This window comes from Syntrophobacter fumaroxidans MPOB, from assembly GCF_000014965.1.
Lineage (GTDB): Bacteria > Desulfobacterota > Syntrophobacteria > Syntrophobacterales > Syntrophobacteraceae > Syntrophobacter > Syntrophobacter fumaroxidans.
In genome coordinates this window covers 3273487-3295446 of the sequence record NC_008554.1, presented here as the reverse complement: position 1 = coordinate 3295446, position 21960 = coordinate 3273487, and the positions used below count along the sequence as shown (strand labels likewise).

Genomic DNA, 21960 nt, shown 5'->3' with positions numbered 1-21960 from the left:
AAAGCGGTGTGCGAGCTTGTACATCAGACGCGTTAAGATCGAAAAAGAATACCATTACGTCCTGAGAGAGACGGTACGCGCTCATGATGCCTGGGTGAGCCGCGACCTCATGGACCTGGGGACGGATCCGTGCAGGCACATCGAGTATCCCGGAGGCAACGGTTTTTACTTCAATCCCGAAGTGGATGAAGCCCTCTGCGCAAAAGGGGTCGAATACGCGTCCGAAGACCTCGAGGAAGTGTTTTTTCCTTTTCTGGAACCGCATGTCCGCCGCGTGGTGCGAAACTTCAGCCATCCACCCGGGCGGTGCCGGGGGCCGAATGCGGTTCCGGGGGAAGACCTCTGGAAATACGAGCAGGAGCTTCACCTCTTCGACAAGCGGCGGCTTCACTACCTGCGTTGCGGGCGGATCGACATCGGCGAGTTGGAAGGCCGTTCCTGGAAATTCCTCAAAGTCCTGTTGGGCAAGTGCAGAGATGAGATCGAATGCGTGATCGAGGGGATGGAAGGCCGACTGCGGCCGCAGGAGCTGGGGTCCTATGTCTACGCGGCGTTCAACCTCCAGTCCCATTTCCCCGGGCACGTTTTGAGAAATATCCCGGCGGGCCTCGATCCCGACCGAATCGACGAGTGCCTGCTCGCGGAGATCTGCCGACTCAATGACGATCCGCGGTATTTTGCCGGGATGAACGGCCATGACGGCAGAACCCTCCATCCGTTCCTGGTGAAGTATCTCATCCTGCACTTCGACCACGGATACGAGCGGCGGTCCCTGCTGGATGAGCACATGAACGATTTTGAACGGCGCCGACGGTTTGCCCGTCCTGCGCCCCGAGGGGCCGGGATGGCGTTGCAGGAGGCTTTTGCCGTCTTCGGGATAACGGACAAGGAATTCCAGGCGATGAGCCGAAGGGAACTGGTTCGACGCTACCGGCGTCACGCCAGGCACCGCCATCCCGACCAGGGAGGAAACCACGAGGACTTTCTGCGGCTGACCAGAGCCTACGAGGTCCTCCTGGTCAGGAAGTGACGCCGATAGGGACTTGAGCGCATGGAAAACCGCCGCCTTGTCCCTCGTTCCGCCGCGTTGAACCCCGATCGGTGTAGGTGGTTGCCCATGCCGCCCGCGTGACCCGAAAAACATCGGGAACCGGTATTCCAAACGTGTCTCTGCAGAATGCCTTTTGAGCGCGTGCGCGAAGCTCGAAGGGGACGCTGTTCCCGGACTCTGCCGCTTCCGGAATCATGCGCCGTCACAAAACTGCTCCGCTCGCGGATGGCGCGATGCGTGGCGGAGTCAAACACGCTTCCAGACCCGGACGCGTTTCCGCACGCCGGTGCTCTGCAACTCCCGGAGGGCATCCGAGGCAATCCATCGTGCGGCTCGGTTTTCGCTTTTCTTGAGTTCCTCTCCCACTCCGATCGCGGCCTTGTTGAGAAGGGCGTTGCGCTTGCCGATCTGGCGAAGCGCCCAGCTGATCGCTTTCTTCACGAAGTTGCGCTCGTCTCCGGCTTCCCGCGCAACGGCGACCAGGAAAGGGTTGAATTCGAAATCCGGGAGGCCCTTGTCCTTGACCGCCAGGATCGCCATCATGACGAACCCGGCCCGCTTCTCGAACTCCCGTTCACGCCGGCTCCATTCCAGTGCCTTGCGATGAGCCGCCGGGTGTTTCCAGAAGCAATTCAGAATCGTCCCATCGGTGATTTCCCAGGAATCGAAATCCTTGAGCCAGGCTTCGAGCCGGCCTTCTTCAAGGGTTTTGGGGTCCTGGACCATCGAGGCAAGCAGCCGTGTCTCGCGGTACCCCAAATTCCACAACGCCTCCGCCAAGCCGGAATCGATCCCGATCCGGCGGGCAAGCCGGCGAAGCTCGGGCACGCGGACTCCCAGGTTGCCGGCGCGAGGAATTCCGAAGCGCTCCATGCCGTCCAGGTCTTCCGGATTGCCCATCCGGCCCAGGTGTTCCATGATTGAACGAAGATCCATTGGCATCCTTCGCCCGTTTTCCGTTCGGGTCCGGTTTGAGATGCGCCGGTCAGGCACTCCCGGTCGTTCAAAGGGGATGACTCAGTTGCACGACCTTCTGCTTCAGGCACCCGAGGAACTGGATGTCGGCCGGCGAGGCCTTCTGACCCTTCGATTCGATCAGGTGAATCAGGGAAACGATCTTGGCGAAGGTGGCGTCGAGCTTCCCCTCCGGAGCGTCCCCCTGTCGTGAACCCCGGAAGGGACGCTCATCCCGGCTTTGCCGGAAAGTCCTCGAATGGTCCGCGAACCGGGGGCGCCCCAGGACCCGGAAGTCGATATGGCTTCCCGTTTCCCCGTAAGCCCCGCGAGACAAGCTCTCGGGACGGTCGCACCGCCCCTCCCGCGAGGTTCGCAACAGGAAGCCGCCGATCTCCCGTTCGCCGAGATATCCCACGGGGTCCGGCAATTCATCGTCGAAGCACCAGGCACGTCCCTCGAATTTCCAGTCGAAAATCGGGGCGCCGGGTTTCGGAACGCCATCGGTCCCCAGGCGGACCACTCGCACGGGCAGTTTCGCGGATGGCTGCCATTCGAACTGGACGCCCTCGATCGCGAGATTCACCAGCACCAGGGAATCCCGGGAGAGAGCGTTGCGGACCGTCAGTTGAAGGAAGTAAACGGGTTGTCTGCGACCGCTCGAGTGGATCAGCATGACGCCTTTCCTGCGCAGGGTGTAGAGGTCTTTGGCCATGTGAGGACTCCATGAAACCGCCCGTCCGGCATGCGCTTCCGGAAGTGCCGCGCCGCACGGGCGCAGTTGAGAGTTTGCCCTCCCACGAGAGGCAAAAAGGTTGATAATGGCGCGCAGGTGAATATTAGGTGAAAGTTGTTGTGGTGTCAAGAGAATTTTTGTGAGCTGTCGGCAAATCAGGCCCGGATAGTTGAACACGCCTGAAGAACGCTGTTTCAACAGCCCATGGCGAAAGGAACGCGGCATCCTCGGAATTTCCCATCAGGGCTCTCGCGCGGACAATTCCGCTCGGTAGCGGACGGCTCAACGCGCATCCGCCGAATCCCAAAAGTGCAAAAGGATTGACAGGTTCGGGCGAAATGATAAAAGGGAGGAGAGTAAAGAACCTGAAAAACGGACCCCGCTCACGCTCCCGTGACACCTCACCTCATCTCTTCCTGCGAAACATCGGAGTGAACCGGATCAGTCGATTCCCGGCGCATCGGAACCGCAATGCCCGCTTCATTGAAGCGGAGAAAGGGGTGCGGTTCGGCTTTTTTCCTCGTGGTTCGACAGCCACGGCTTCGCCTCCGCAATGGAGGCGCGCCTGAACCGTTGACGTCCTGCGCGGAGACTGCGGGGGCAAGGGTGACCTGATGGGTGTGACGGCACGAGACATCATGGAGACGCGATTCCGCTCGCTTTTGCCGACGATGACGGTTGCGGAGGCCGTGCTGGCCTTTGAAAACGCGTCCCGGACACTCGGACGCCGAGTGTTCGGGATGATGGTCATCGATGAGGACGGAGAGCTGGTGGGGATGATTTCCATGTATGACATCCTGGTTCTCATGCGTCCAAAGCACATCCACATCTGGGGGGAGATGAAGGATATCGACGTCACCGGGTTCATCCGCCAGAACCTGCAGCGCGCCAAGCAGATCCAGGTCGGAGACTTGATGTCGACCGACATCATCACGATCACTCCTGAAACGCATTTGCTCAGCATCGTGGACATCATGCTGAGGAAGCACGTGCGGCGGCTTCCGGTTCTGGACCGGGGGAAAGTGGTGGGCATCGTCCATATTTCGAACGTTTTCTTCTACCTCATGGAACAACTGCTGCACTGAGCGGAATTCGGCCGGGTGGATCGGCAAGACGGCCCTCGTGAGGGGTGGGTCCGAAGACAGCCATGACCAGATCAGACGGCACAAATGTCTTGAGCGACATAAAGGTCCGGGAGGCGATGCGCAAGATCCCCGTCTACCTGTCGCCGGATTCGCAGATCGAACTGGCGGTCCGGTGTGCCGTGAAGTTCAAGATCAATGCCGTGCTCATCATCGGCCAGGGTTTCGAGGCCGTTGGAGTAATATCCAAGACCGACCTGATGTACGCCTACTATGCCGGGCTCCCGATCAGCGCGCCGGTCGCCGTGGTCATGCGCTCCCCGCCGCTGTTCTGCCGGCTCGATGATTCACTGGACCGGGCGCTGGACGTCATGCGGGAGAGCAAGGTGAGCCGTCTCTACGTCCTGGGAAACGCTCCCGGGCAGGCCGTCGGCGTCCTGTCCTATCCGGACATCGTCGGATTGTTGTACCGTTACTGTCACAAATGCGAATTCAACACCCTCAGGTCGAAACGGCAGGACAGGACCAGCCCCGTGCCCGACATATTCAAAGTCTGCGAGGTGATGGGACCGGTCAGTCTTTCCTTTCGGGCTGAAGACAGCCTCCTCACCGTGATGGAAGGGATGTCCGCGAGCGGCGAGGCGGCTCTCATCCTGGATGAAAACGGCCTGCCGGTGGGTGTGGTTTCCAAGACCGACCTCATTCTTGCCTACCGCCACGGCGTTCCGACGACCGCTCAGGCGCGGGCCGTCATGAGTTCCCCGGTGCGGTCCTGCGACAAAGACGAGACGTTGGTCAACGCGATTCAGAAAATGATTTTTTCCGACCTGCATCGATTCTTCGTTTGCAGGGGGAACCCGGAAAACATCGTCGGCGTGATCTCGCTGGCCGATGCCGCCCGCGTCCGTTCGGGTTCCTGCCGCGCCTGTATGCCGAGCAGGATCACGCTCTGAACCGTCCGATTCGACCCGGCGTTCGAAAGGACGGCGCGAGGCCCGAAAGCGTTTCACTCCTTCCGCCGCGAAGGGTCCCCGGAAAGTCCGGGGCGGGACATTCCCCTTCATCTGCCGGATTCGATCCGGGTCTTCCGAGCTCCACTCGACGAAAATCCGCTCGGCGCCAGGCCGCCTATCGGGCCTTGCCGGGCACTCTGCCCGATGTGCCCGACGGAAGTCCTGCCCGTATTCAAGAAAGCCCCGGGTGAATACTGTCTTTGCCGAATGAGGCCGAATGAAGTCTGCATTTGACACGGAATCCTCAAAGTGGGATCCTGAGACACTCCTTTTGAATCTTGAATCGCTCCGGTAGAGTTTTTTTTCGCCGCCAGATCGAGACCGGCTCGATTGTGTGGGGCCGAAACGCCTCGTGCATGCCGGCAGGAGGTGGCCCCTGGAATGCTCGTTTCCGCCTGTCCGGTGGGGGAGTGGGCGTTGCGCATGGGCTTCCCTTTCCTCGATCCCAAGGGCAGGGGATGCAGTGCAGCGTTTCCGTCCGCTTCCGCCCGTGGACCGGGGCGGAAGCGGACGGAAGCGGATTCCGTCGACTCGAGAGCCTCATTTTACCATGGCGCATGGCGGGGTTTGGAACCCGGGTCGTTTCCACGCGGGGGGACGAATGAAAGCCGGTGTCGGATACTCCAACGGAGAAAACTCCTATTCCTGCGGGAAGGCAGCGGCGGAAGGGGCCGTACAGACAGGCGGCATCAGGCGCCCCGGGCTGGTTTTCGCCTTTTGCCACGGGAATCACGATCACCGGGCGTTTCTCGGCGGGTTGCGCTCCGTGGTGGGCGATTCCGTGCCCGTTGTGGGTGGATCCTCCATTGGGGTCATCACGAACAACGATCTGTCCTACGAACGCTTTCCGACCGGGGTTGCCGTCCTGGAAGCGGGTGGCATCAACTGCCGGGTTGGATCGGCGGGAGATGTGAACCTGGACGAGAGAGCCGCGGGGAAAAAACTGGCGGAACGGTTCGCACTCATCGAAAAGGACCGCTTATTCCTTTTGTTCTACGATTCCATCAAAGCGCCTTCCGACGGCCGAGGGCCTCCTCTTCTGAATGCCTCGACACCACTCATCGAAGGAGTCGCATCCGGGCTGGACTCGCGAATCCCGATCATCGGCGCGGGTCTCCTCGGAGATTACGGCTTTGGACCCACGCAGCAGTTTTGCGGCTCGCATGTGTCCTCCCAGAGCGCCGTGGGCGTGTCGCTCGACGTCGATTTCCACGTGCGGATCATGCACGGCTGCACGCCCCTCGACGGGGTCTACCGGTCGATAACGAAAATGGAAGGATCGACCATCTATGAACTCGACGGGCGTCCGATTGTCGAGGTCATCGATGAGCTCTACGGAAATACGGAGTGGCGGAAAAGCTACCCGGTGGCCCTGTTGACGCTCGGGCAAAACCACGGCCCGAGATTCGGCGCATACCGGGAAGACCGCTACGTGAACCGTCTCATCACCGGAGTCCTGCCGGACGGCAGGGGGGTAAACATCTTCGAACCGGATTTTGAATGCGGATCGGAGATTCAGTTCATGCTGAGGGACTCGGGGAAGATGATCAAGTCCGCGAGAAAGAATTCATCCGGGCTGATGCGGCATATTACCGAGGAAGCGGGCCGGAAACCCTTGTTTGGACTGTACATCGATTGCGCGGGAAGAAGCGGGGGTTGCTCCAACACGGCCTCGGAAGAGGCGGCCGAAGTTCAGGATGTCTTCAACCGGTATGGGGTGCCTCTGCTGGGATTCTACTCGGGCGTGGAGATTGCCCCGTTGCTGCGAAGAAGCAGAGGGTTGGACTGGACGGGAGTGTTGCTCGTTTTGACCGGGGAATGAAGCATGCCTGACGATATCACCGACTGGAAAGAAAGATGCGCGGAGCTGGAAACCCTCCTCGGGGAGGCGCGGGAAGAAGCGTTGTATTGCCGCAAAATCGCTGAAGAATCCGGACGTGTCGCACTGCGTGAAATAGAGCAACTCTCGAAGGTCATCGCCGCCAGGAAAAAGGCCGAGGACGCGCTGAAAGAAAGCGAATACAAGTTCAGAAGCCTTTTCAACCTCTCCCCTCAGTCGGTGATCCTGTTGAACATGGAAACGGAGAAATTCATCGACGTCAACGACAAGTTCTGCGAAATCACCCAGTACGTCAAAGAGGAATTGCTGGAGCTCACAGCCGGCGATTTGGGCCTTTTTTGCGATGGAGATCGCGGTGATCTCGTCGACGAACTGACAAGAGGCTACGCGTTTGAGGCCGCCGAGTTCAAGATCAGGGCCAAGGACGGGTCCCTGATAGACGTCATGGCTTTTGCGCGGCCCGTTCGGCTCAGCGGGGAGGACCTGATCCTGTGCATTCTCCACGATATGACCGGCCAGAAACAGCTCGAAAAGCAGCTCCGGTATGCTCAAAAGATGGAGGCGATCGGCACTCTGGCCGGAGGTATAGCTCATGATTTCAATAACCTGCTCATGGCCATCCAGGGGAACGCATCCCTGATCCTGCTCAATCTCAACACGGGACACCCCCATTACGAAATGATGAAGAGCATCGAGAAGCAGGTCAGGAGCGGAGCGAGACTGACCGCCCAACTCCTGGGCTATGCCAGAAAAGGCAGGTACGAGGTCAAGCCGACCAACCTGAATCATCTGATGCGTGAGACCGCGGAAGCTTTCAGCAGAACACGGAAGGAAATCAGGGTCAATCTGGACCTGGCCGGCGGCCTGTACGTGGTCGAGGCGGACCAGGGACAAATCGAACAGGTCCTGTTGAACCTTTTCGTCAATGCCGCGGACGCCATGCCCGGTGGCGGTCAGCTCCACGTCCGCACAAGGAACACGACGCACGAGGCCCTCCGCGGCAGGGTGTACCGCCCGCGGTCCGGCAATTATGTGCTGTTGCAGTGTATCGACAGCGGGAAGGGCATGGACAAAACCACGCAGGAGCGCATCTTCGAACCTTTCTTCACCACCAAGGAAATGGGGCGAGGAACGGGGCTCGGGCTAGCATCCGTCTACGGAATCGTCAAGGCGCACAACGGGTATATCGAGGTCGAATCCTACCAGGGGCGGGGAACTACGTTCAGCATCTACCTGCCGGCAACCGGCAAGAAAATACTCGATACCGGCGACATCGAGCAGGAAATCATGGAGGGGACCGGGACGATTCTCATCGTCGACGATGAGGCAATGGTCCTCGATGTCGGCGCCAGCCTGCTGGAAGCTCTCGGTTACAACGTGCTTCAGGCCCCGGGGGGGAAAGAGGCCGTCGATATCTGCCGGGATCATCCCGGCCCCATCGACCTGGTCGTGCTGGATCTCATCATGCCCGACATGGGAGGGGGCGAAGTCTTCGACAGAATCAAGGAAATGAGGCCCGGCCTGAAGGTGCTTCTCTCGAGCGGGTACAATGTGGACGGCCAGGCCAGAAGGATTCTCGATCGCGGATGCGACGGGTTCATCCAGAAACCGTTCGACATCAACCAGCTGTCCGCCAAGATCAAGGATATATTGAAGCAGCGATAGCGTGGGGGGCGATTCAATCCGGGGCGGAAATCTTCCCGCCTTTCGCGCAATCCGGCAGGAATTCCTCCGGGTCACACGGGAAGCCGGAGAGTGGCGCGCAGGCCTTTTCCCTCGCGGTTTTCGAGGCGGATGTCTCCGTGGTGAAGCGCCGCGACCTCTTTGACGAGATTCAGTCCCAGCCCCGTGCTCTTCTTCCCCGTATCGGGCCTCTGCAGCGAAAAGAATTTGTCGAAAACCTTCTCCCTTGCATATTCGGGAATCCCCGGACCTTCGTCCTCGACCGTGAAACATAATGCCTTGGCGTCCGCCTGGATGGTGATATCGATCCGCCCATGAGCGGGACTGAAATCGATGGCGTTTTGGATCAGGTTCGAAGCGGCCTGGCGGAGGAGAAAGGAATCCCCGGGCACCCGAACGTCATCTTCCGTTCCGATTTGTACCTGGAGGTGCTTTTGGGAAAGCAACGGTTCCTTTTCCTCGACAGTTGTTCTGATGAGGACACTGAAAGGAACGAGCTCCACCCGGTCCAGGAATTTCTTGTTCTCGAGCTCGGAGAGTCTGAGCATCCGGTCTACGAGCCGCTGGATGCGGTTCGCTTCGGTGCGGATATTCGACAAAAAACGGGCGCGAACGTCGGGCGACATCTCCTCTTCCATGAGTTCCGCCGCACCACGGATGGCGGACAGAGGCGCCTTGATTTCGTGGGTCAGGGTCTGCACGTACCGCTCCACGTATTTCCTGCCTTCCAGCGCCTCGCGCATCATTTCGAAGGCCGCTCCCAATCCCCTCAGTTCGCTGCGTCCCAGTTCGGGCAGTTGGACGCGTTTGCCTTCGCGCACGTCGACGGCATATTGAGTGAGGCGCCGGATGGGCCTGGTGATCACGTACGAGACGATGAGGCTGAGGAAAATGGTAGCGCTGAGCGCTACGGCCCCGATCTTGATGATTCGGGGCCTGGCCGTTTTCAGGAAGCTGTTCACGTTCGTGGTCGGTTTCGCCACGGTCAGGGCTCCCGTCGTTTGACCGTTGACGATGATGGGCGCGGCTACGTGGAGGACCACCGTTGCCGGCTCTTTGGGGTTCAGGCGCGTAGCCCTCGCCCCGTATTTTCCCTGCAGGGTCAAACGGACGTCCCTCCAGGCGGAGTAATCCGCGCCCGTGTTCCACCGGTTGGTGGAATCGAAAGTGATTTTTCCCGACATGTCAGTCATGTACACACGGATATCCACTTGCGTTTTGACGAGGTCATAGATGCGGGCCGGAAGGGACCGCCCGTAGACGTGTTCGAAGGCCGTGTGGAGGTCTTCGGCCGAGAACCGGTTCCTCTCCATTTCCATGCCGACAATGCCCGCAAGGATGTTCGCCTGGTCCACCAGCGGGTCTTCGATTGCTTCGACGTAGCGCGTGCGAAGGTCCCGGGCGATGAGATCGAAAGGATAGTAGAAGCACACGGCGAAAATGAGGAAGTAAGCGATGAAAATGCGGGTACCCAGTCTCATAGGTTCTCTCTCAGTGAGTATCCCATTCCCCGATGAGTAACGATGGGGTCGCTTTCCGGCGCGATGACCCTCAGTTTGGCGCGGATATTCTTGATGTGCGCATCCACGGTTCGGTCCAGACTGGTTTCCGGCTGTTCCCAGACGAGCTCCATGAGCTGGTCCCGCGAATAGATGTGTCCCGGGCGCCGGATGAACGTCTTGAGGATTTCGTATTCATAACGGGACAGGTCCAGGGTTCTTCCGTGGTAGGCGATCCGGCGTTTCGAATCGTTGACTTCAAAGACGTGAGGCGTCGGGGCGCAATGATCCCGGACATGGGTGCGGCGGAGCACGGCCCGCACTCTCGCGGACAGTTCGCGCGGGCTGAAGGGCTTGGTGACATAGTCATCCGCCCCGATCTCGAGGCCGACCACCCGATCGACTTCATCCGTCCGCGCGGTGAGAAAGATGACGGGGGTCGAGTGACTCTTCCTGATTTCCTTGCACAGTTCCATGCCGCTCATGTCGGGCAGGCCGATATCGAGGATGATGAGGTCCACGGTGTCCCGGGCGAGAAATGTGAGCACCGGTTCTCCCGAGACAAGGCAGACCGTGGCGAACCCTTCCGTTTCAAGCGCATACTGGATATTGTCCACGATGGCGGGTTCGTCCTCGACGATCAAAACCCTGGGTTTCATGGCAGAATCTCCCGTTGCCCGCAGCCTGGCCACAGCAGCTTCAGCCGCCTGCTTCCGAGGCGGTGAGCGGTTAAAAGCACGGAGCGGCAAAGACGATGACCGGGAAGTTCACACCGGCGTAAGCCGGTGCAGGAATGATCCCGTGTCGCCTGCCGATGAACCCGGCGCGTGTTTTCTTCTCGAAATGGATGCCCGCCGGGAAATCCACCAGCGCGGCCGTCGGCGAGAGACTCCACGAAAGCACTTCGCCGTCGGCTGGATGATCATGCCATTTCAGGGCAGTCGCCGCAAGCAGGACGGCGGCATAAAAAGCGATATTGTCCGCGAGCGAATTCCGGAGTCCGTCCTGTTCCATCATGCTCCATCTCCATTCCCGCCCCGAATTCCGCGCCGGTCGTCGCAGACCGGCGCGGAATTCGGGGCGGGGCCGATTCATCCCAGAGGCAACTCCGGCAGCCCGGGGCCGTCCTCTTCGCGCGCCTTCCCTGATCCCATCCCGAACCAGTCGATCCTGCGCGTCAGGAACATCACCAGCGAGAGACTGACGAAGAGACCCATGCTGCCGAGAAGCAGGGCGTAATCCTCCAGTTGCAGCAGCACGAAAAGAAATCCGTACAGTGCGACCAGAACGCCGGCAATCACTGCGGTCACCCCCCATCTGCGGGTAACGCCGCGAGTGTAGGCACCGATCAGAAAGATGTTCGGCAGGGATGCAACCAGGTATGACGTGTTGAAGGACCGGTATTCGGACACTGAGAGCAACAGGACGAAGAACAGGACCAGTGCCAGCCCGACCAGGGTGTAGTGGACGGGGTGAAAAGGGCTCCGGTTGAGGACGTCGATCATGCCGAAGGCCAGAAAGGTGAGCGCGACAAACATGATGGCGTACCGCACGGCCCGCCAGTTCTTCTGGTATTCGTCCACCTGGAGCAGGAGCTTCACGCCGAACGACGAGCTTTCCAGGTTCGGCTGCGGGCCGATCCAGGATTGCGACAGGTTCCTGTTCAGATGGAGCACTTTCCAGGACGCTTTGAAGGAACTGTCGGTGATATTCCGTTCTTCGGGCAGGAAGTCCCCCACGAAGCTTGGATCCGCCCAGGAGGATTGCGCGCGGACTTGCGTGGTCTTGCCGAGCGGAACGAAGCGGAGTTCCTCGCTGCCGTTGAGGCCGGCATCGAGAACGAACCGAAATCGAGACTGTCCCGGTGAGAGCGGGGTGCGGAACGTGAATCCGGCTTGTAGGAGGTCTTTGGTGCGCAGCCCCGGTTCCGGGGTGAGGGGGCTGTCTTCGCAGGCGGCTTTGTGGATGTCCTTTATCCCTTTGAGGTCCGAAATCCCGAGGGTGAGGAACGCATCACTCCACAGGATCTCGCTGTCGGCCGACTCGTTCTCGCTCAACGCCGGAGCGGAAAATGCGGCCTCCAGGTGCAGCCCCGCGGTGTAGAGCACCACCCTGTAGATGCCTCGGTAGCGGATCGAAGGGGAGAGTTCCGCGTTGCAGTCGAGGCTGTCCGGCAGGAAATGCGCATGCACGATGTAGGGCTTGATCGTGCCGTCGCTCAGTTTGTGCTTGCGCTTCACAGGTATGGTGAGAATGGGGCCGGTCACCGTTTGTTGACGGCCCCATTTCTCCGTGACTTCGGAGACGGCCTCGGCGCGCGTGTGCCGGCGGTCCTGGATGAGGTCGGTGACAAGAGAGATCGGAATGACGAGCACCGTTCCCAGCACCGCCACGATCAGCATCCGGGAAACGATGGAACTCCTGAGGGAGAATGGATTCATTTATCGGCTCCTTTGCGCTGTCCCGGGAACCCGGGAGGAAATGACATTGCGGATGCGCCGCCGGTTTGCATCAGGCCGGGATTCCGCGGTGATTGGAATGGAATCGCCCGCGTCAGCGGAAAACGACATGCGGGCAGAGCAGTGCCGAGGGAGCCGGCAGCGGCAGCTCTGGCTCCGGGGCTTGCAGGCACCCGCTGCCCGACGCAAGGTTCGAGTCGTGAAGAGGCCATGGCAGGGGTTGATCCACGTCCCCGGCGCGTGCGCCGACGGTCGTCCGCAGGGGGGCGCCGGAGGGACGTACAAGGTTGGACTTTGAACCCTCCCGTCAATATCAGCTTCTTGAACGCAAGCGCGTATGAAACCCACATTTTCCCCTGTTCCTCATGATCGGTACCTCCCTTTACGGGTTAGATGGATGAAAGCAACGCCTGCTCCTCGTGACCGGCGCTGATTGTCGCTGCGGGAAATGAAAAAAATGGGAAGGTATGATGAAAAATCCATGAAAAGGTGAGGAGCTTCAGGACAATGAGGTCCTGCAACAGGTCGATAAAAGGAAGCTCAGGGGTAAGCCGTGTTCCTTTTCCGTCATTCCGACGAGGCGCCGGAGAAGGGAATCCGACACGCCGATCCGGGCGGCCCTGAAACAAGGGGCGCGAAACGGGATCCGGCGGCTTCGCCCCGACTCGATGTGCTCACCGGCGCTCCCATGTGGAGAGGGACCATCGGGTTGCAGCCGGGAACCGGGAACACCCCGGAGCACGGCACGGCTTCCCGTGATCAGCGCCTCAACCATTCCTCCAGGGTGGGCGGCGGGGTGACGAACAGGGAGAAGGGTTCCCATTCACTGGGCGGGTTGAGAAGCGCTCCTCCCTGGATCACTGACACGGGGCGGTCCGAAGACACGACAACCACGATCAAATTCGGGTTCTCGGAGGTGAACCGCAGGGCGGAATTGAACCTTGCTCCCCGTGCCCGGTCCTCGGTCTTTATGAAACGGCCGTCGAGCAGGCAGGCAAAACCGTGGAGATGAAGGTCGGAGCAGATGTGGAGCGCTCCGTCGACCCTGGCCAGGGATTTTGCGAGTTCCAGGTACTGTTCATGCTGTAGATCCACGGGACGTTCCAGCTGCTGACCGGATATTTGCACCGGAGGATCGTTGAAATCGATCACCAGGGAACACCCGTGCTTTTGTTCTCCCGCGGCTTCGACGATGCACGATACGATCTTGAAGAGCAGGGAGCTCACGGCCGGGTCGAGGCTGGATGTGACCAGCAGTTCTTCGAGATGCACGAGGTTGGATTTGCGGGTCGTGGAATGAAAGCTCCCGTCCGAAAAACTGCACACCAGCTCACCGGCAAACCGCAGGAAACCGTGGCCGCCCCGGAAATCCGCCGTGATTCGGCATTGAGGCAATTCACCTGAAACGACGCCGATGATCTTCCTGCCGTCGGAGACCAGCTTGCGGTCCGAGTTTTCCACGGCCAGCAACAGTTTCCTCACATGCTTGTAGTTGTTCACCTTCAAAACATCCACCGATGGGAAACGGATCAGGAAGTGCATTTCCGGCAGTGAGTCGGGCTCGACAAAAGCCAGGAGGCCGCGGGGCCAGGCGCCTTCCTCCCGGGTTTTCGAAACCCCCAGTATGGTGTCCAAAATGGGATAAACCTCCATGCTCGTGTCCCATCCGAACTTGATATTCAGATCGTCGCGGATGAAGTCGCGCACGGCATGCGTGGCGTATTCCCTCAGCACATACCTGGAATTGCGTGTGTAGAAGGCGTCCTCATTGGCAAAATCGTGGGCGAGGAGGCAAACGGCGTGTTCGAGCCATCTCTCCGTCGGGCCGATGCTGCACATGTCCGGGTGGTGCTCGGTGAACCACATCTGGTAGAAAATGGATTGAGTGCGCCCTCCGAAGGAGATGAGTCCGGCCAGTTGCAGGTTCTTTTCCGGATAGATCTGTCCGAATAGCTTGAAGTTCAGCGTGCTCGGGGCTTCCCGCCTCCATCCGTCGGACGTGACGTAGAGCTTCTTAAGCACGGGTTCGTGTCCTTCGAGGAGCCTTTGAGGGTCGCACACGTGGACCTTGTCATCCGGTTTTTCGGCATACAGAAGCGCGGCCCTGCTGGGTCCGGAATAATGGCTCAGACCTTCCGCGAGGCCGTCGAGGACGTGATAGATGCACAGGTTCTTGATCGAATGATTCATGGGCCGGGTTTCCGCATGCAAGCAGCCTTGACGGCAAAGAGGTCTTCCGGGCTCAACCGTCGCGAGAGTTGAAGGGGCCGATGCAAACCGTTCGTCGGGTTTGCAGGCGACTGTCTCATTTACATTGAGTACATTGTTAGCTTCTGCTTTTCAACTGAAAAGCCGGATCCTTCGGGCCCGCAATGCCGGGTCGATCCGGGTGAAAGCGATCATGCCGGCGCGCTTTCAAGGCCGTGAGATAAAAGACCCGCGGGAGAGGGCGGTGCGGAATAAACCCCGTTCCTGGGACTTGCGCAATTGCAGAGGAGGGCTTTATGCCCTCCGATGTTGGTCGCTCGAACCCAACCGTTATCAGGCGGACATCCACCGGACCGGACGCCGGCCGGAGGCCGGAGCCGGCCCGGGCTCCTCCCGCGGGGCGCCGGCCTTTGCGCCCCAATTGTGCTCAAAAAGACCGGGGTTTGTCAAAATGTCTTGCATGTTCTCTTTGGCCCAATGTTTAATACGCTATCCTGGTGCGACGACAGGCCGCAACGGGAGGTCGCTCCCGCACGGAAATGGGCTGTTCCGGTCTTTCCCGGCTTCGGAGAACCGTGGGGGCTGCCGTGAATGAAGCGTTTGGTTTTTCCCTCGGAACACACTTGAAAGTGCGTAGGGGAAAGGCGGACCGGGAGCCTGAGTCCGGACGTTTCGACACGTGGGCCGCGGAACCGGAAAGCGGAATGGGACCCGCGGCGGGTACGGCTTCCCGGAAAATGATTTCCTCAGGAACGGAGGAATGAAGAGGCCCATGAGTCTGGTCGACGATCTGCACGCGATATCCGAGGAAAACTTGATCGTGCTGACCTACGCGGCACGCCTGATGGCTTCCGTGACGGACCGGGAGATCCTGCTCTCCAACGGCATGGAATGCATCGGCGACTTCTGCCGCGGTCTTCTGAGCGCGATCCTGACCTGGGATGAAGACCGCGGGAGCTTCATGGTGGAACGGCTCTTCGCGGACAAACAGGTCCTCGCGGTGAAACTGGAAGTTCCCCTGGCCGATCTTCCGGCCGCCGACAGCAGCGTGTTGACCCGGGCGAAGCTCTTCGCGCTGCGTTTCGAGGGGCGGATTCCCCTGCCGGGTACCTCTGAAGACGCGCCTCCGGACCGGTGTCTGTGCCTTCCGCTCGTGGCGGCCGGCAACAGGCTGGTGGGAATCTGCACCATTGCCCTCAACGGCGAAAAAGAGCTGACACTTCAGGATATGCAGGATTTGAGGGTGCTGACGACCGTACTGGCGGTCACGCTGGAGAATGCCCTTCTCTTTCGGCAGGCCCTCTGCGACGGGTTGACGGGAACTTACGTGCGCCGGTATTTCGAGATCCGGATGAATGAGGAGCTGTCCAGGCTGAAGAGAAAGGGCAATGCATTCTCGATTCTCTTCCTGGACATCGATGGATTCAAGACGGTCAACGACCGGCTCGGTCACCAGGTGGGAGACAGGGTCCTGGCGGAACTGGCGCAACTGCTCAAGAGCGAGATGCGGCAGGGAGTGGACGTGATTTGCCGTTACGGGGGTGATGAATTCATCGTGCTCATGCCTGATACGGACCTGGAAGCGGCCCTGACGGCGGGGGAGAGAATCCGCGAACGTTGCAGCTCCACATCCTTCGAGTCTCTGCCCGGCGACCTGGGGGTCACGCTCAGCGGAGGGCTGGCGTCCGCGGATGCCCATCATGCGCTCAGCCCGGACGAGTTGTTCAACCGCGCCGATGCGATGCTTTACCGGGCGAAGGAGGGAGGCGGGAACCGCATCGTCGCATGGCCGGGCAAAGAGTGAGGCGGGCGGGAGCGAATCCGTGCGCGCCCGGGGGAACGGGAGCTTGAAGGCGCGCAGTGAGGGGTTGTCTCAAGCCTCCACGGCACGCAGGGCTTCCGCGAAGATCTCGAGGCCGACGTTTGCTTCTTCCTCCGAGATGGTGAGCGCCGGGCAGAAGCGGATGGTGTTTTCTCCGCAGCCGAGGAGTAGGAGCCCTCTGCGGAATGCCTGCTGAATGACGGCGTTGCGCCGGTCGCCGGCGCGTTCCCGGGTGGCGCGATCCTTGACGAGCTCAACTCCGATCATCAGCCCACGACCTCTCACGTCCCCGATGCATTCGATTTCCTTTTGAAGCTCGATCAACCCTTGCTGCAGTTGCGCGCCGCGGGTTCGAGCGTTGGCCATGAGGGATTCCTGCAGCAGCTGGATGGTGGCCAGCGCCGCGGCGCAGGCCACCGGGTTGCCTCCGAAGGTGGATGCGTGGGAACCCGCCTCCCAGTCCATGATTTGCGCCGGGGCGATCATCGCCCCCAGGGGCAGGCCCGATGCGATTCCCTTGGCCACTGCAACGATATCGGGCGTGACGCCGAAAAGCTCCATGGCGAACATGTTCCCGGTTCGCCCCATCCCCGACTGGACTTCATCGGCCACCAGCAGGATGCCGTACTTGCGGGCGAGTTTCGAGAGTTCCACGTGGAACTCCGCGGGCGGAACCACGTATCCCCCTTCTCCCTGAATGGGCTCGACGAATATCGCGGCCACCTCCTCGGGGGGCACCGTTGTTCGGAAGAGCATCTCTTCCAGCCAGTTCACGCACGCCAGGCCGCAAGCCGGATGGCTCAGGCCCCACGGACAGCGGTAACAGTTGGGATACGGAACGTGGGTTATGCCCGGCACCATGGGGTTGTAATTCTTCTTCTGGATGGTCTTGCTGGCGGTCAGGGACAGAGCGCCCATGGTCCGGCCGTGGAACGCCCCGAAAAAGGCGATGTTCAACTCCCGCCGGGTATGCCGGCGAGCCAGCTTGAACGCGGCCTCCACCGCTTCCGCTCCGGAATTGCCGAAATATACCTTCGCATCCCCCTCCACCGGCTTGAGGGACGCCAGCTTCTGTGCCATCAGGATCTGCGGCGTATAGTAAAAATCGGTCCCCGACATGTGGAGCAGCCGGTCGGCTTGCTCCTTGATGGCCTGCACCACGCGAGGGTGGCAGTGACCGGTCGAGCAGACGGCGATGCCCGCCGTAAAATCCAGAAAAACATTGCCGTCCGGGTCACTCACCCACAAACCCCGGGCCGAATCGGCCACCAGTGGATAAAGCCGTGTGTAGGAAGGAGAAACGAACGAGTGGTCCAGGGCGATCATGGCCGCCGCCCGGGGGCCGGGCAAGCTGGTGTGAATGCGGGGATACTTCATGACCGAATCTCCGAAAGCGTCGCCGGGATGATTCCGGCGGTTCCCGTTGAATGCGCCGCCGAGCTCGCGGAAGGAAACGCCCCGATGCCCGTTCGCGCTCCGCCCGCGTTGCGGGAAACCCGACAAAGGTCGCCGACCGGGAACGTCCCAGCCTAGCCAACACCTGGCCCGGTACTTATATTTATGCCGGTTCACAGGTACCGTTGCCCATGCCCCTAAGATAGTGCCTGTTCGCGGCATGTTCAAACGGGAACCCGTAGCGGCGGGATTGTGCTCCGCCGGTCGGATCTCCTCCGGGTCGTGACGCAGCCGCCGGGATCGAGGAGAGAACTGGCTGAAGGCGCGAGCGATATGCGACATCCGGCGGCCGCCGGTGTGTAATGGAACCCCCGCGGTTCTTCGAGCGGGACAGTGAAGGAAAATCGACGATGCCCAGAAAAGAAATCGAACTGCCTTATCGGGTGGAGCACCTATCCATCCTGAACGAAAACGGTGAGGTGGACAAGAGCCTCGAACCGGACATTCCCGAAAGCCTGCTCGTCAAGCTCTATCGGGCCATGGTCCTCAGCCGCAAATTTGACGAACGCATGCTCATTTTGCAGCGCCAGGGGCGTATCGGCACTTTTGCCCCGATCAAGGGTCAGGAGGCCCAGGTGGGGGCGGTGGCGCTGCTGGAACCCGGGGACTGGCTGGTGCCGTCTTTCCGGGAAATGCCGGCGGAAGTGTGGCGCGGAAAGAAGCTGGAAAACGTGCTCCTGCTTTATGCGGGGTACAACGAAGGCGGCCGGACCCCGGACGACCTGAACAATCTGCCCGTCTCCATCCCGGTCGGCACCCAGACCCTGCATGCGGTCGGCCTGGCCTACGGCATCAAGTACCGGAAGGGCAAAAATGTGGCGATGGCATTCTTCGGTGACGGCGCGACCTCGGAAGGAGATTTCCACGAGGCTCTCAACTTCGCGTCGGTGTTCCAGGTTCCCGCCGTTTTCATCTGCCAGAACAACCACTGGGCCATATCGCTTCCGAGAGCCCGGCAGAGCCACTCCAAAACGCTTGCCCAGAAGGCCTTGGCGTACGACATGCCGGGCCTCCAGGTCGACGGCAACGATGTCCTGGCGGTTTACGCGGCGGCCAAGGAAGCGGTGGATCGTGCCCGGGCGGGGGGTGGCCCGAGCTTCATCGAAAGCGTGACCTACCGGCTGTCGATGCACACCACCGCCGATGACCCGAAAAAATACCGCCGGGAGGAGGAGGTCGAGCAGTGGGTGCGGCGCGATCCCATCATCCGGTTCGAAAAGTACCTTCTCGGCCGGGGACTGCTGTCCGAGGAGAGCGTGGCGGGCATCGCGGACGAGGTGCAGGCGGAAATCAAGGAAGCCGAAGAGCGTTGGACCCGGATGACGGAAAAACCCGCGGATCCCATGGAAATGTTCGACCACGCCTACGAGGAATTGCCGCCTTACCTGCTGGAGCAGAAAGAACAATTGAGGCGCGAGCTCGACGCGAAGCAAACCGAGGCGAACTGAACGGGCGCGGGCGTCGCCGCTTGCCGGCGGGGCCCGGTTCATGGACCGGAGACGGGGGAGACAGCAACAATGGCCAAGATGACCATGGTCCAGGCAATCAACCTGGCCCTGACACAGGAAATGGAAAAGGACGACAGCGTGGTCGTCCTGGGCGAAGACGTGGGCGTGGACGGGGGCGTATTCCGTGTGACCGACGGACTGATCGGAAAATTCGGCCCGGAACGCGTCATCGATACCCCTCTTGCCGAATCGGGCATCGCCGGGATTTCGATCGGGATGGCCGTGTACGGTTTGAAGCCGGTTTGTGAAATGCAGTTTTCGGGTTTCGATTACCTGGCCTTCCACCAGCTGGAATCTCATGCGGCGCGGCTGCGCTGGCGATCCCAGGGGCGCTTCCGGGTGCCCATGGTGATGCGCGCGCCTTACGGAGGCGGCGTGAGAGCCCTGGAGCACCATTCGGAAAGTCGGGAAGCCTACTGGGCCCACACGCCGGGGCTGAAAATGGTGATTCCGTCCTCGCCGCGAAATGCGCGCGCGCTGCTCGTCAGCGCCATCCGAGACCCGGACCCGGTGGTGTTTTACGAACCGAAGGCGGTCTACCGCGCATTTCGGGAAGAAGTCCCCGAGGCGGAAGAAACCATCCCCATCGGGAGATCGCAACTGGTCAGAGAAGGGCGGGACGTGACCCTCATCTCCTACGGCGCGACCATGCACCCCGTGCTCGAAGCCGCGTCGCTGCTCAAAGAACGCGACGGCGTGGAGGCGGAGGTGGTCGACCTGCTGACGGTCTCGCCGTTGGACGATTCTCTTTTCACGCAATCGGTGAAGAAAACCGGCAGGGCGGTCCTCGTGCACGAAGCGCCGCGAAGCTTCGGCCCGGGGGCCGAAATAGTCGCCCGCCTCGTCGAAAAATCGTTTCTCTACCTGGAGGCGCCCATCGCGCGCGTCACCGGGTTCGACGTCATCATTCCGCTCTACCAGCGGGAACGGGAGTATATGCCGGGGACCGAGCGCATCCTTCGGGCCGCCCGGGAGACTCTGTCTTTCTAGAGCCGGTGCGGATCCGGAGCCGCCGTCCATCCGGCGGCACGGCGCGGCCGCAGCAAGGGAGGAGGAAGGAATATGTCCGTGGAATTCAGGCTCCCGGACCTGGGGGAAGGCATTCATGAGGGCGAGATCGTCGAGGTCCTGGTCTCCGTGGGGGACAGGGTCCTGGACGGCCAGCCGGTCATGGTGATCGAGACGGACAAGGCCACCACGGAAGTGCCGGCCCCGGTCTCGGGCGTGGTGAAGGAAATCCGTGTGAAACCGGGCGAGGTGGTCAAGGTGGGAGCGGTGCTCATGACCTTCGAAGCGGAAGGCCGGGCGGTCGCGGCCGCGCCTCCCGAAAAGGACGTTTCGCGCGAGAAGGCGGGCGGTTTGGAGGCTCCCCCCGGCGGGGGAGAGACCCGGCCGGCCGTAACGGCTTCCAAAGAACCGCCGGCGGCGGCGCCGTCCACGCGGCGGCTGGCCCGCGAACTCGGAATCGACTTGCGCCAGGTGGCGCCCAGCGGCCCCGGAGGACGGGTGACTCCCGAAGACGTGCGCCGGCATGCCGAGCTCCAGGGTCGCAAACCGGCGGCCCCGTCGCCTCAGGCCGCCGTGGCCGAGGAAGAGGCTCCGGTTGCCCGGACCGCCGCCCCCGAAGCCGCCCCTGCGCCTTCCCCCGCGGGAGAGCCGCTCGGAGCCTGCGATCCACACGGCGCCATCGAGCGTGTTCCGCTGCGTTCGGTGAGGCGGGCCACGGCGAAACATCTTGCCCGGGCGTGGGCGGAGATTCCGCACGTGTCCCACCAGGACGTTGCCGACATCACCGAGCTCGATGCCTTCCGCCGAAAACACAAGGCGGAAATCCGCGAAGCGGGCGGAGCCCTCAACATGATCGTATTCGTGCTCAAAGCCGCCGTCGCCGCGCTCAAAGCCTTTCCCGGCTTCAACGCGAGCATCGATCCGGAACGGGAGGAAATCGTCTTCAAGCGTTACTACAACATCGGCGTGGCCGTGGACACGGACCGGGGGCTCATCGTGCCGGTGATCCGGGATGTCGACCGGAAAAGCGTCCGGGAGCTGGCCGTGGAGCTCCTCGACGTGGCGGAGCGGACCCGTCGGGGTAAGGCGGAGCGCGAGGAGATGACCGGGGGCACCTTCACCCTGACGAACATCGGCGCTCTCGGCGGGACGGCTTTCACTCCCATCATCAACCATCCCCAGTCGGCGATCCTCGGAATGGGACAGGCGAGGCTGCAGCCGGTGGTGCGCGGCGACCTGGAACGCCATGAGATTGTGCCGAGGCTGCTGCTGCCCCTGATCGTCGCTTTCGATCACCGGATCGTGGACGGCGCGGACGCCGCGCGTTTCCTGGGGATGATCATCGAGGCGCTGGAGAACCCCGAAGAACTGTTGCTGGTGATCTAGCGGGCGAGGGGCAGGCGGGCCCCTCCGGCCTCCGGGTGTCCGGATGCCGGGCGAGGGATCGACCATGCCGGTCCGGGCTTCAGGTCTGCCGGCTGCAGGCCGCTTCGGGGCCGTCCGCATGAGCGGATGCAAGCCTCGACTGAGGCTCGAGCAACTCGATCATTGTGGATGCACCGCTCTTTCCGGTCACCCGACCGGGGGGTGGAAGGTTGTTTCGGGGCCGCTCGGTTCGCGGATGCGATGGAGAAGATAGTTC

General features: G+C 61.1%; 17 protein-coding genes. 9 read left to right on the top strand and 8 right to left on the bottom strand.

Annotated elements, in window-relative coordinates:
• Positions 1-16: 16 nt before the first annotated feature.
• Complete coding sequence (locus SFUM_RS13820; protein ID WP_011699510.1) at positions 17-1030, top strand: molecular chaperone DnaJ; 1014 nt, start codon at positions 17-19, stop codon at positions 1028-1030.
• Between the two features lie 267 nt (positions 1031-1297).
• Here SFUM_RS13820 and SFUM_RS13815 read toward each other — a convergent pair whose 3' ends face one another.
• Both SFUM_RS13815 and SFUM_RS13810 read right to left on the bottom strand, forming a co-directional pair.
• The gene (locus SFUM_RS13815) at positions 1298-1987 is read right to left on the bottom strand and encodes a DNA alkylation repair protein (RefSeq protein ID WP_011699509.1); all 690 of its coding nucleotides are present in this window, start codon (positions 1985-1987) and stop codon (positions 1298-1300) included.
• 67 nt (positions 1988-2054) lie between these two features.
• Complete coding sequence (locus SFUM_RS13810) at positions 2055-2720, bottom strand: hypothetical protein (RefSeq protein ID WP_041440563.1); 666 nt, start codon at positions 2718-2720, stop codon at positions 2055-2057.
• A 659-nt stretch (positions 2721-3379) separates the two neighbouring features.
• Between SFUM_RS13810 and SFUM_RS13805 the strand changes: the two genes are divergently transcribed.
• From SFUM_RS13805 to SFUM_RS13790, 4 genes are all read left to right on the top strand, one after another.
• Entirely contained in the window at positions 3380-3826 is a 447-nt protein-coding gene (locus SFUM_RS13805) for a CBS domain-containing protein (RefSeq protein WP_244148060.1), read from the top strand.
• 62 nt (positions 3827-3888) lie between these two features.
• A complete protein-coding gene (locus SFUM_RS13800) occupies positions 3889-4776 on the top strand; it encodes a CBS domain-containing protein (RefSeq protein WP_011699505.1) in 888 nt (295 codons plus the stop codon).
• Positions 4777-5437: 661 nt separating this feature from the next.
• Entirely contained in the window at positions 5438-6658 is a 1221-nt protein-coding gene (locus SFUM_RS13795; RefSeq protein ID WP_011699504.1) for an FIST signal transduction protein, read from the top strand.
• 3 nt (positions 6659-6661) lie between these two features.
• On the top strand, positions 6662-8341 hold the full coding sequence (locus SFUM_RS13790) for a hybrid sensor histidine kinase/response regulator (RefSeq protein WP_011699503.1): 1680 nt from the start codon (positions 6662-6664) through the stop codon (positions 8339-8341).
• A gap of 71 nt (positions 8342-8412) precedes the next feature.
• On the opposite strand, the gene creC is transcribed toward SFUM_RS13790, so the two are convergent.
• The 5 genes from creC to SFUM_RS13755 all read right to left on the bottom strand — a co-directional run bounded on the left by creC (position 8413) and on the right by SFUM_RS13755 (position 14507).
• Positions 8413-9840 carry a two-component system sensor histidine kinase CreC gene (creC, locus tag SFUM_RS13785; RefSeq protein WP_011699502.1) on the bottom strand — a complete coding sequence of 476 codons (1428 nt, stop codon included), beginning with the start codon at positions 9838-9840 and terminating at the stop codon, positions 8413-8415.
• A complete protein-coding gene (gene creB / locus SFUM_RS13780; protein ID WP_011699501.1) occupies positions 9837-10517 on the bottom strand; it encodes a two-component system response regulator CreB in 681 nt (226 codons plus the stop codon). The genes creC and creB overlap by 4 nt, the downstream gene beginning before the upstream one ends.
• A gap of 70 nt (positions 10518-10587) precedes the next feature.
• A complete protein-coding gene (locus tag SFUM_RS13775) occupies positions 10588-10875 on the bottom strand; it encodes a hypothetical protein (protein WP_150109521.1) in 288 nt (95 codons plus the stop codon).
• Between the two features lie 74 nt (positions 10876-10949).
• Positions 10950-12299 (bottom strand): cell envelope integrity protein CreD, encoded by a 1350-nt coding sequence (creD, locus tag SFUM_RS13770; RefSeq protein ID WP_011699499.1) that lies wholly within the window; start codon positions 12297-12299, stop codon positions 10950-10952.
• Positions 12300-13076: 777 nt separating this feature from the next.
• Positions 13077-14507, bottom strand: a complete 1431-nt coding sequence (locus SFUM_RS13755) for a DNA integrity scanning protein DisA nucleotide-binding domain protein (protein ID WP_011699496.1) — start codon at positions 14505-14507, stop codon at positions 13077-13079.
• A 778-nt stretch (positions 14508-15285) separates the two neighbouring features.
• On the opposite strand from SFUM_RS13755, the gene SFUM_RS21890 reads away from it, so the two are divergent.
• On the top strand, positions 15286-16329 hold the full coding sequence (locus SFUM_RS21890) for a GGDEF domain-containing protein (protein WP_011699495.1): 1044 nt from the start codon (positions 15286-15288) through the stop codon (positions 16327-16329).
• 69 nt (positions 16330-16398) lie between these two features.
• Here the strand turns inward: SFUM_RS21890 and SFUM_RS13740 are convergent, their stop codons facing one another.
• Complete coding sequence (locus tag SFUM_RS13740) at positions 16399-17724, bottom strand: acetyl ornithine aminotransferase family protein (RefSeq protein WP_011699494.1); 1326 nt, start codon at positions 17722-17724, stop codon at positions 16399-16401.
• A 428-nt stretch (positions 17725-18152) separates the two neighbouring features.
• Between SFUM_RS13740 and pdhA the strand changes: the two genes are divergently transcribed.
• From pdhA to SFUM_RS13725, 3 genes are all read left to right on the top strand, one after another.
• On the top strand, positions 18153-19250 hold the full coding sequence (gene pdhA, locus SFUM_RS13735; protein WP_011699493.1) for a pyruvate dehydrogenase (acetyl-transferring) E1 component subunit alpha: 1098 nt from the start codon (positions 18153-18155) through the stop codon (positions 19248-19250).
• 69 nt (positions 19251-19319) lie between these two features.
• Positions 19320-20300, top strand: a complete 981-nt coding sequence (locus tag SFUM_RS13730; protein WP_011699492.1) for an alpha-ketoacid dehydrogenase subunit beta — start codon at positions 19320-19322, stop codon at positions 20298-20300.
• 72 nt (positions 20301-20372) lie between these two features.
• On the top strand, positions 20373-21704 hold the full coding sequence (locus SFUM_RS13725) for a dihydrolipoamide acetyltransferase family protein (RefSeq protein WP_011699491.1): 1332 nt from the start codon (positions 20373-20375) through the stop codon (positions 21702-21704).
• Positions 21705-21960: the final 256 nt, after the last annotated feature.

Bases quoted from the DNA above. Each gene is read 5' to 3' on its own strand.
- pdhA (WP_011699493.1), top strand. From the start codon at position 18,153: ATGCCCAGAAAAGAAATCGAACTGCCTTATCGGGTGGAGCACCTATCC.
- SFUM_RS13790 (WP_011699503.1), top strand. From the start codon at position 6,662: ATGCCTGACGATATCACCGACTGGAAAGAAAGATGCGCGGAGCTGGAA.
- SFUM_RS21890 (WP_011699495.1), top strand. From the start codon at position 15,286: ATGAAGAGGCCCATGAGTCTGGTCGACGATCTGCACGCGATATCCGAG.
- creC (WP_011699502.1), bottom strand. From the start codon at position 9,840: ATGAGACTGGGTACCCGCATTTTCATCGCTTACTTCCTCATTTTCGCC.
- SFUM_RS13815 (WP_011699509.1), bottom strand. From the start codon at position 1,987: ATGGATCTTCGTTCAATCATGGAACACCTGGGCCGGATGGGCAATCCG.
- creD (WP_011699499.1), bottom strand. From the start codon at position 12,299: ATGAATCCATTCTCCCTCAGGAGTTCCATCGTTTCCCGGATGCTGATC.
- SFUM_RS13730 (WP_011699492.1), top strand. From the start codon at position 19,320: ATGGCCAAGATGACCATGGTCCAGGCAATCAACCTGGCCCTGACACAG.
- SFUM_RS13800 (WP_011699505.1), top strand. From the start codon at position 3,889: ATGACCAGATCAGACGGCACAAATGTCTTGAGCGACATAAAGGTCCGG.
- SFUM_RS13725 (WP_011699491.1), top strand. From the start codon at position 20,373: ATGTCCGTGGAATTCAGGCTCCCGGACCTGGGGGAAGGCATTCATGAG.
- SFUM_RS13755 (WP_011699496.1), bottom strand. From the start codon at position 14,507: ATGAATCATTCGATCAAGAACCTGTGCATCTATCACGTCCTCGACGGC.
- SFUM_RS13805 (WP_244148060.1), top strand. From the start codon at position 3,380: ATGGAGACGCGATTCCGCTCGCTTTTGCCGACGATGACGGTTGCGGAG.
- SFUM_RS13775 (WP_150109521.1), bottom strand. From the start codon at position 10,875: ATGATGGAACAGGACGGACTCCGGAATTCGCTCGCGGACAATATCGCT.
- SFUM_RS13810 (WP_041440563.1), bottom strand. From the start codon at position 2,720: ATGGCCAAAGACCTCTACACCCTGCGCAGGAAAGGCGTCATGCTGATC.
- creB (WP_011699501.1), bottom strand. From the start codon at position 10,517: ATGAAACCCAGGGTTTTGATCGTCGAGGACGAACCCGCCATCGTGGAC.
- SFUM_RS13795 (WP_011699504.1), top strand. From the start codon at position 5,438: ATGAAAGCCGGTGTCGGATACTCCAACGGAGAAAACTCCTATTCCTGC.
- SFUM_RS13740 (WP_011699494.1), bottom strand. From the start codon at position 17,724: ATGAAGTATCCCCGCATTCACACCAGCTTGCCCGGCCCCCGGGCGGCG.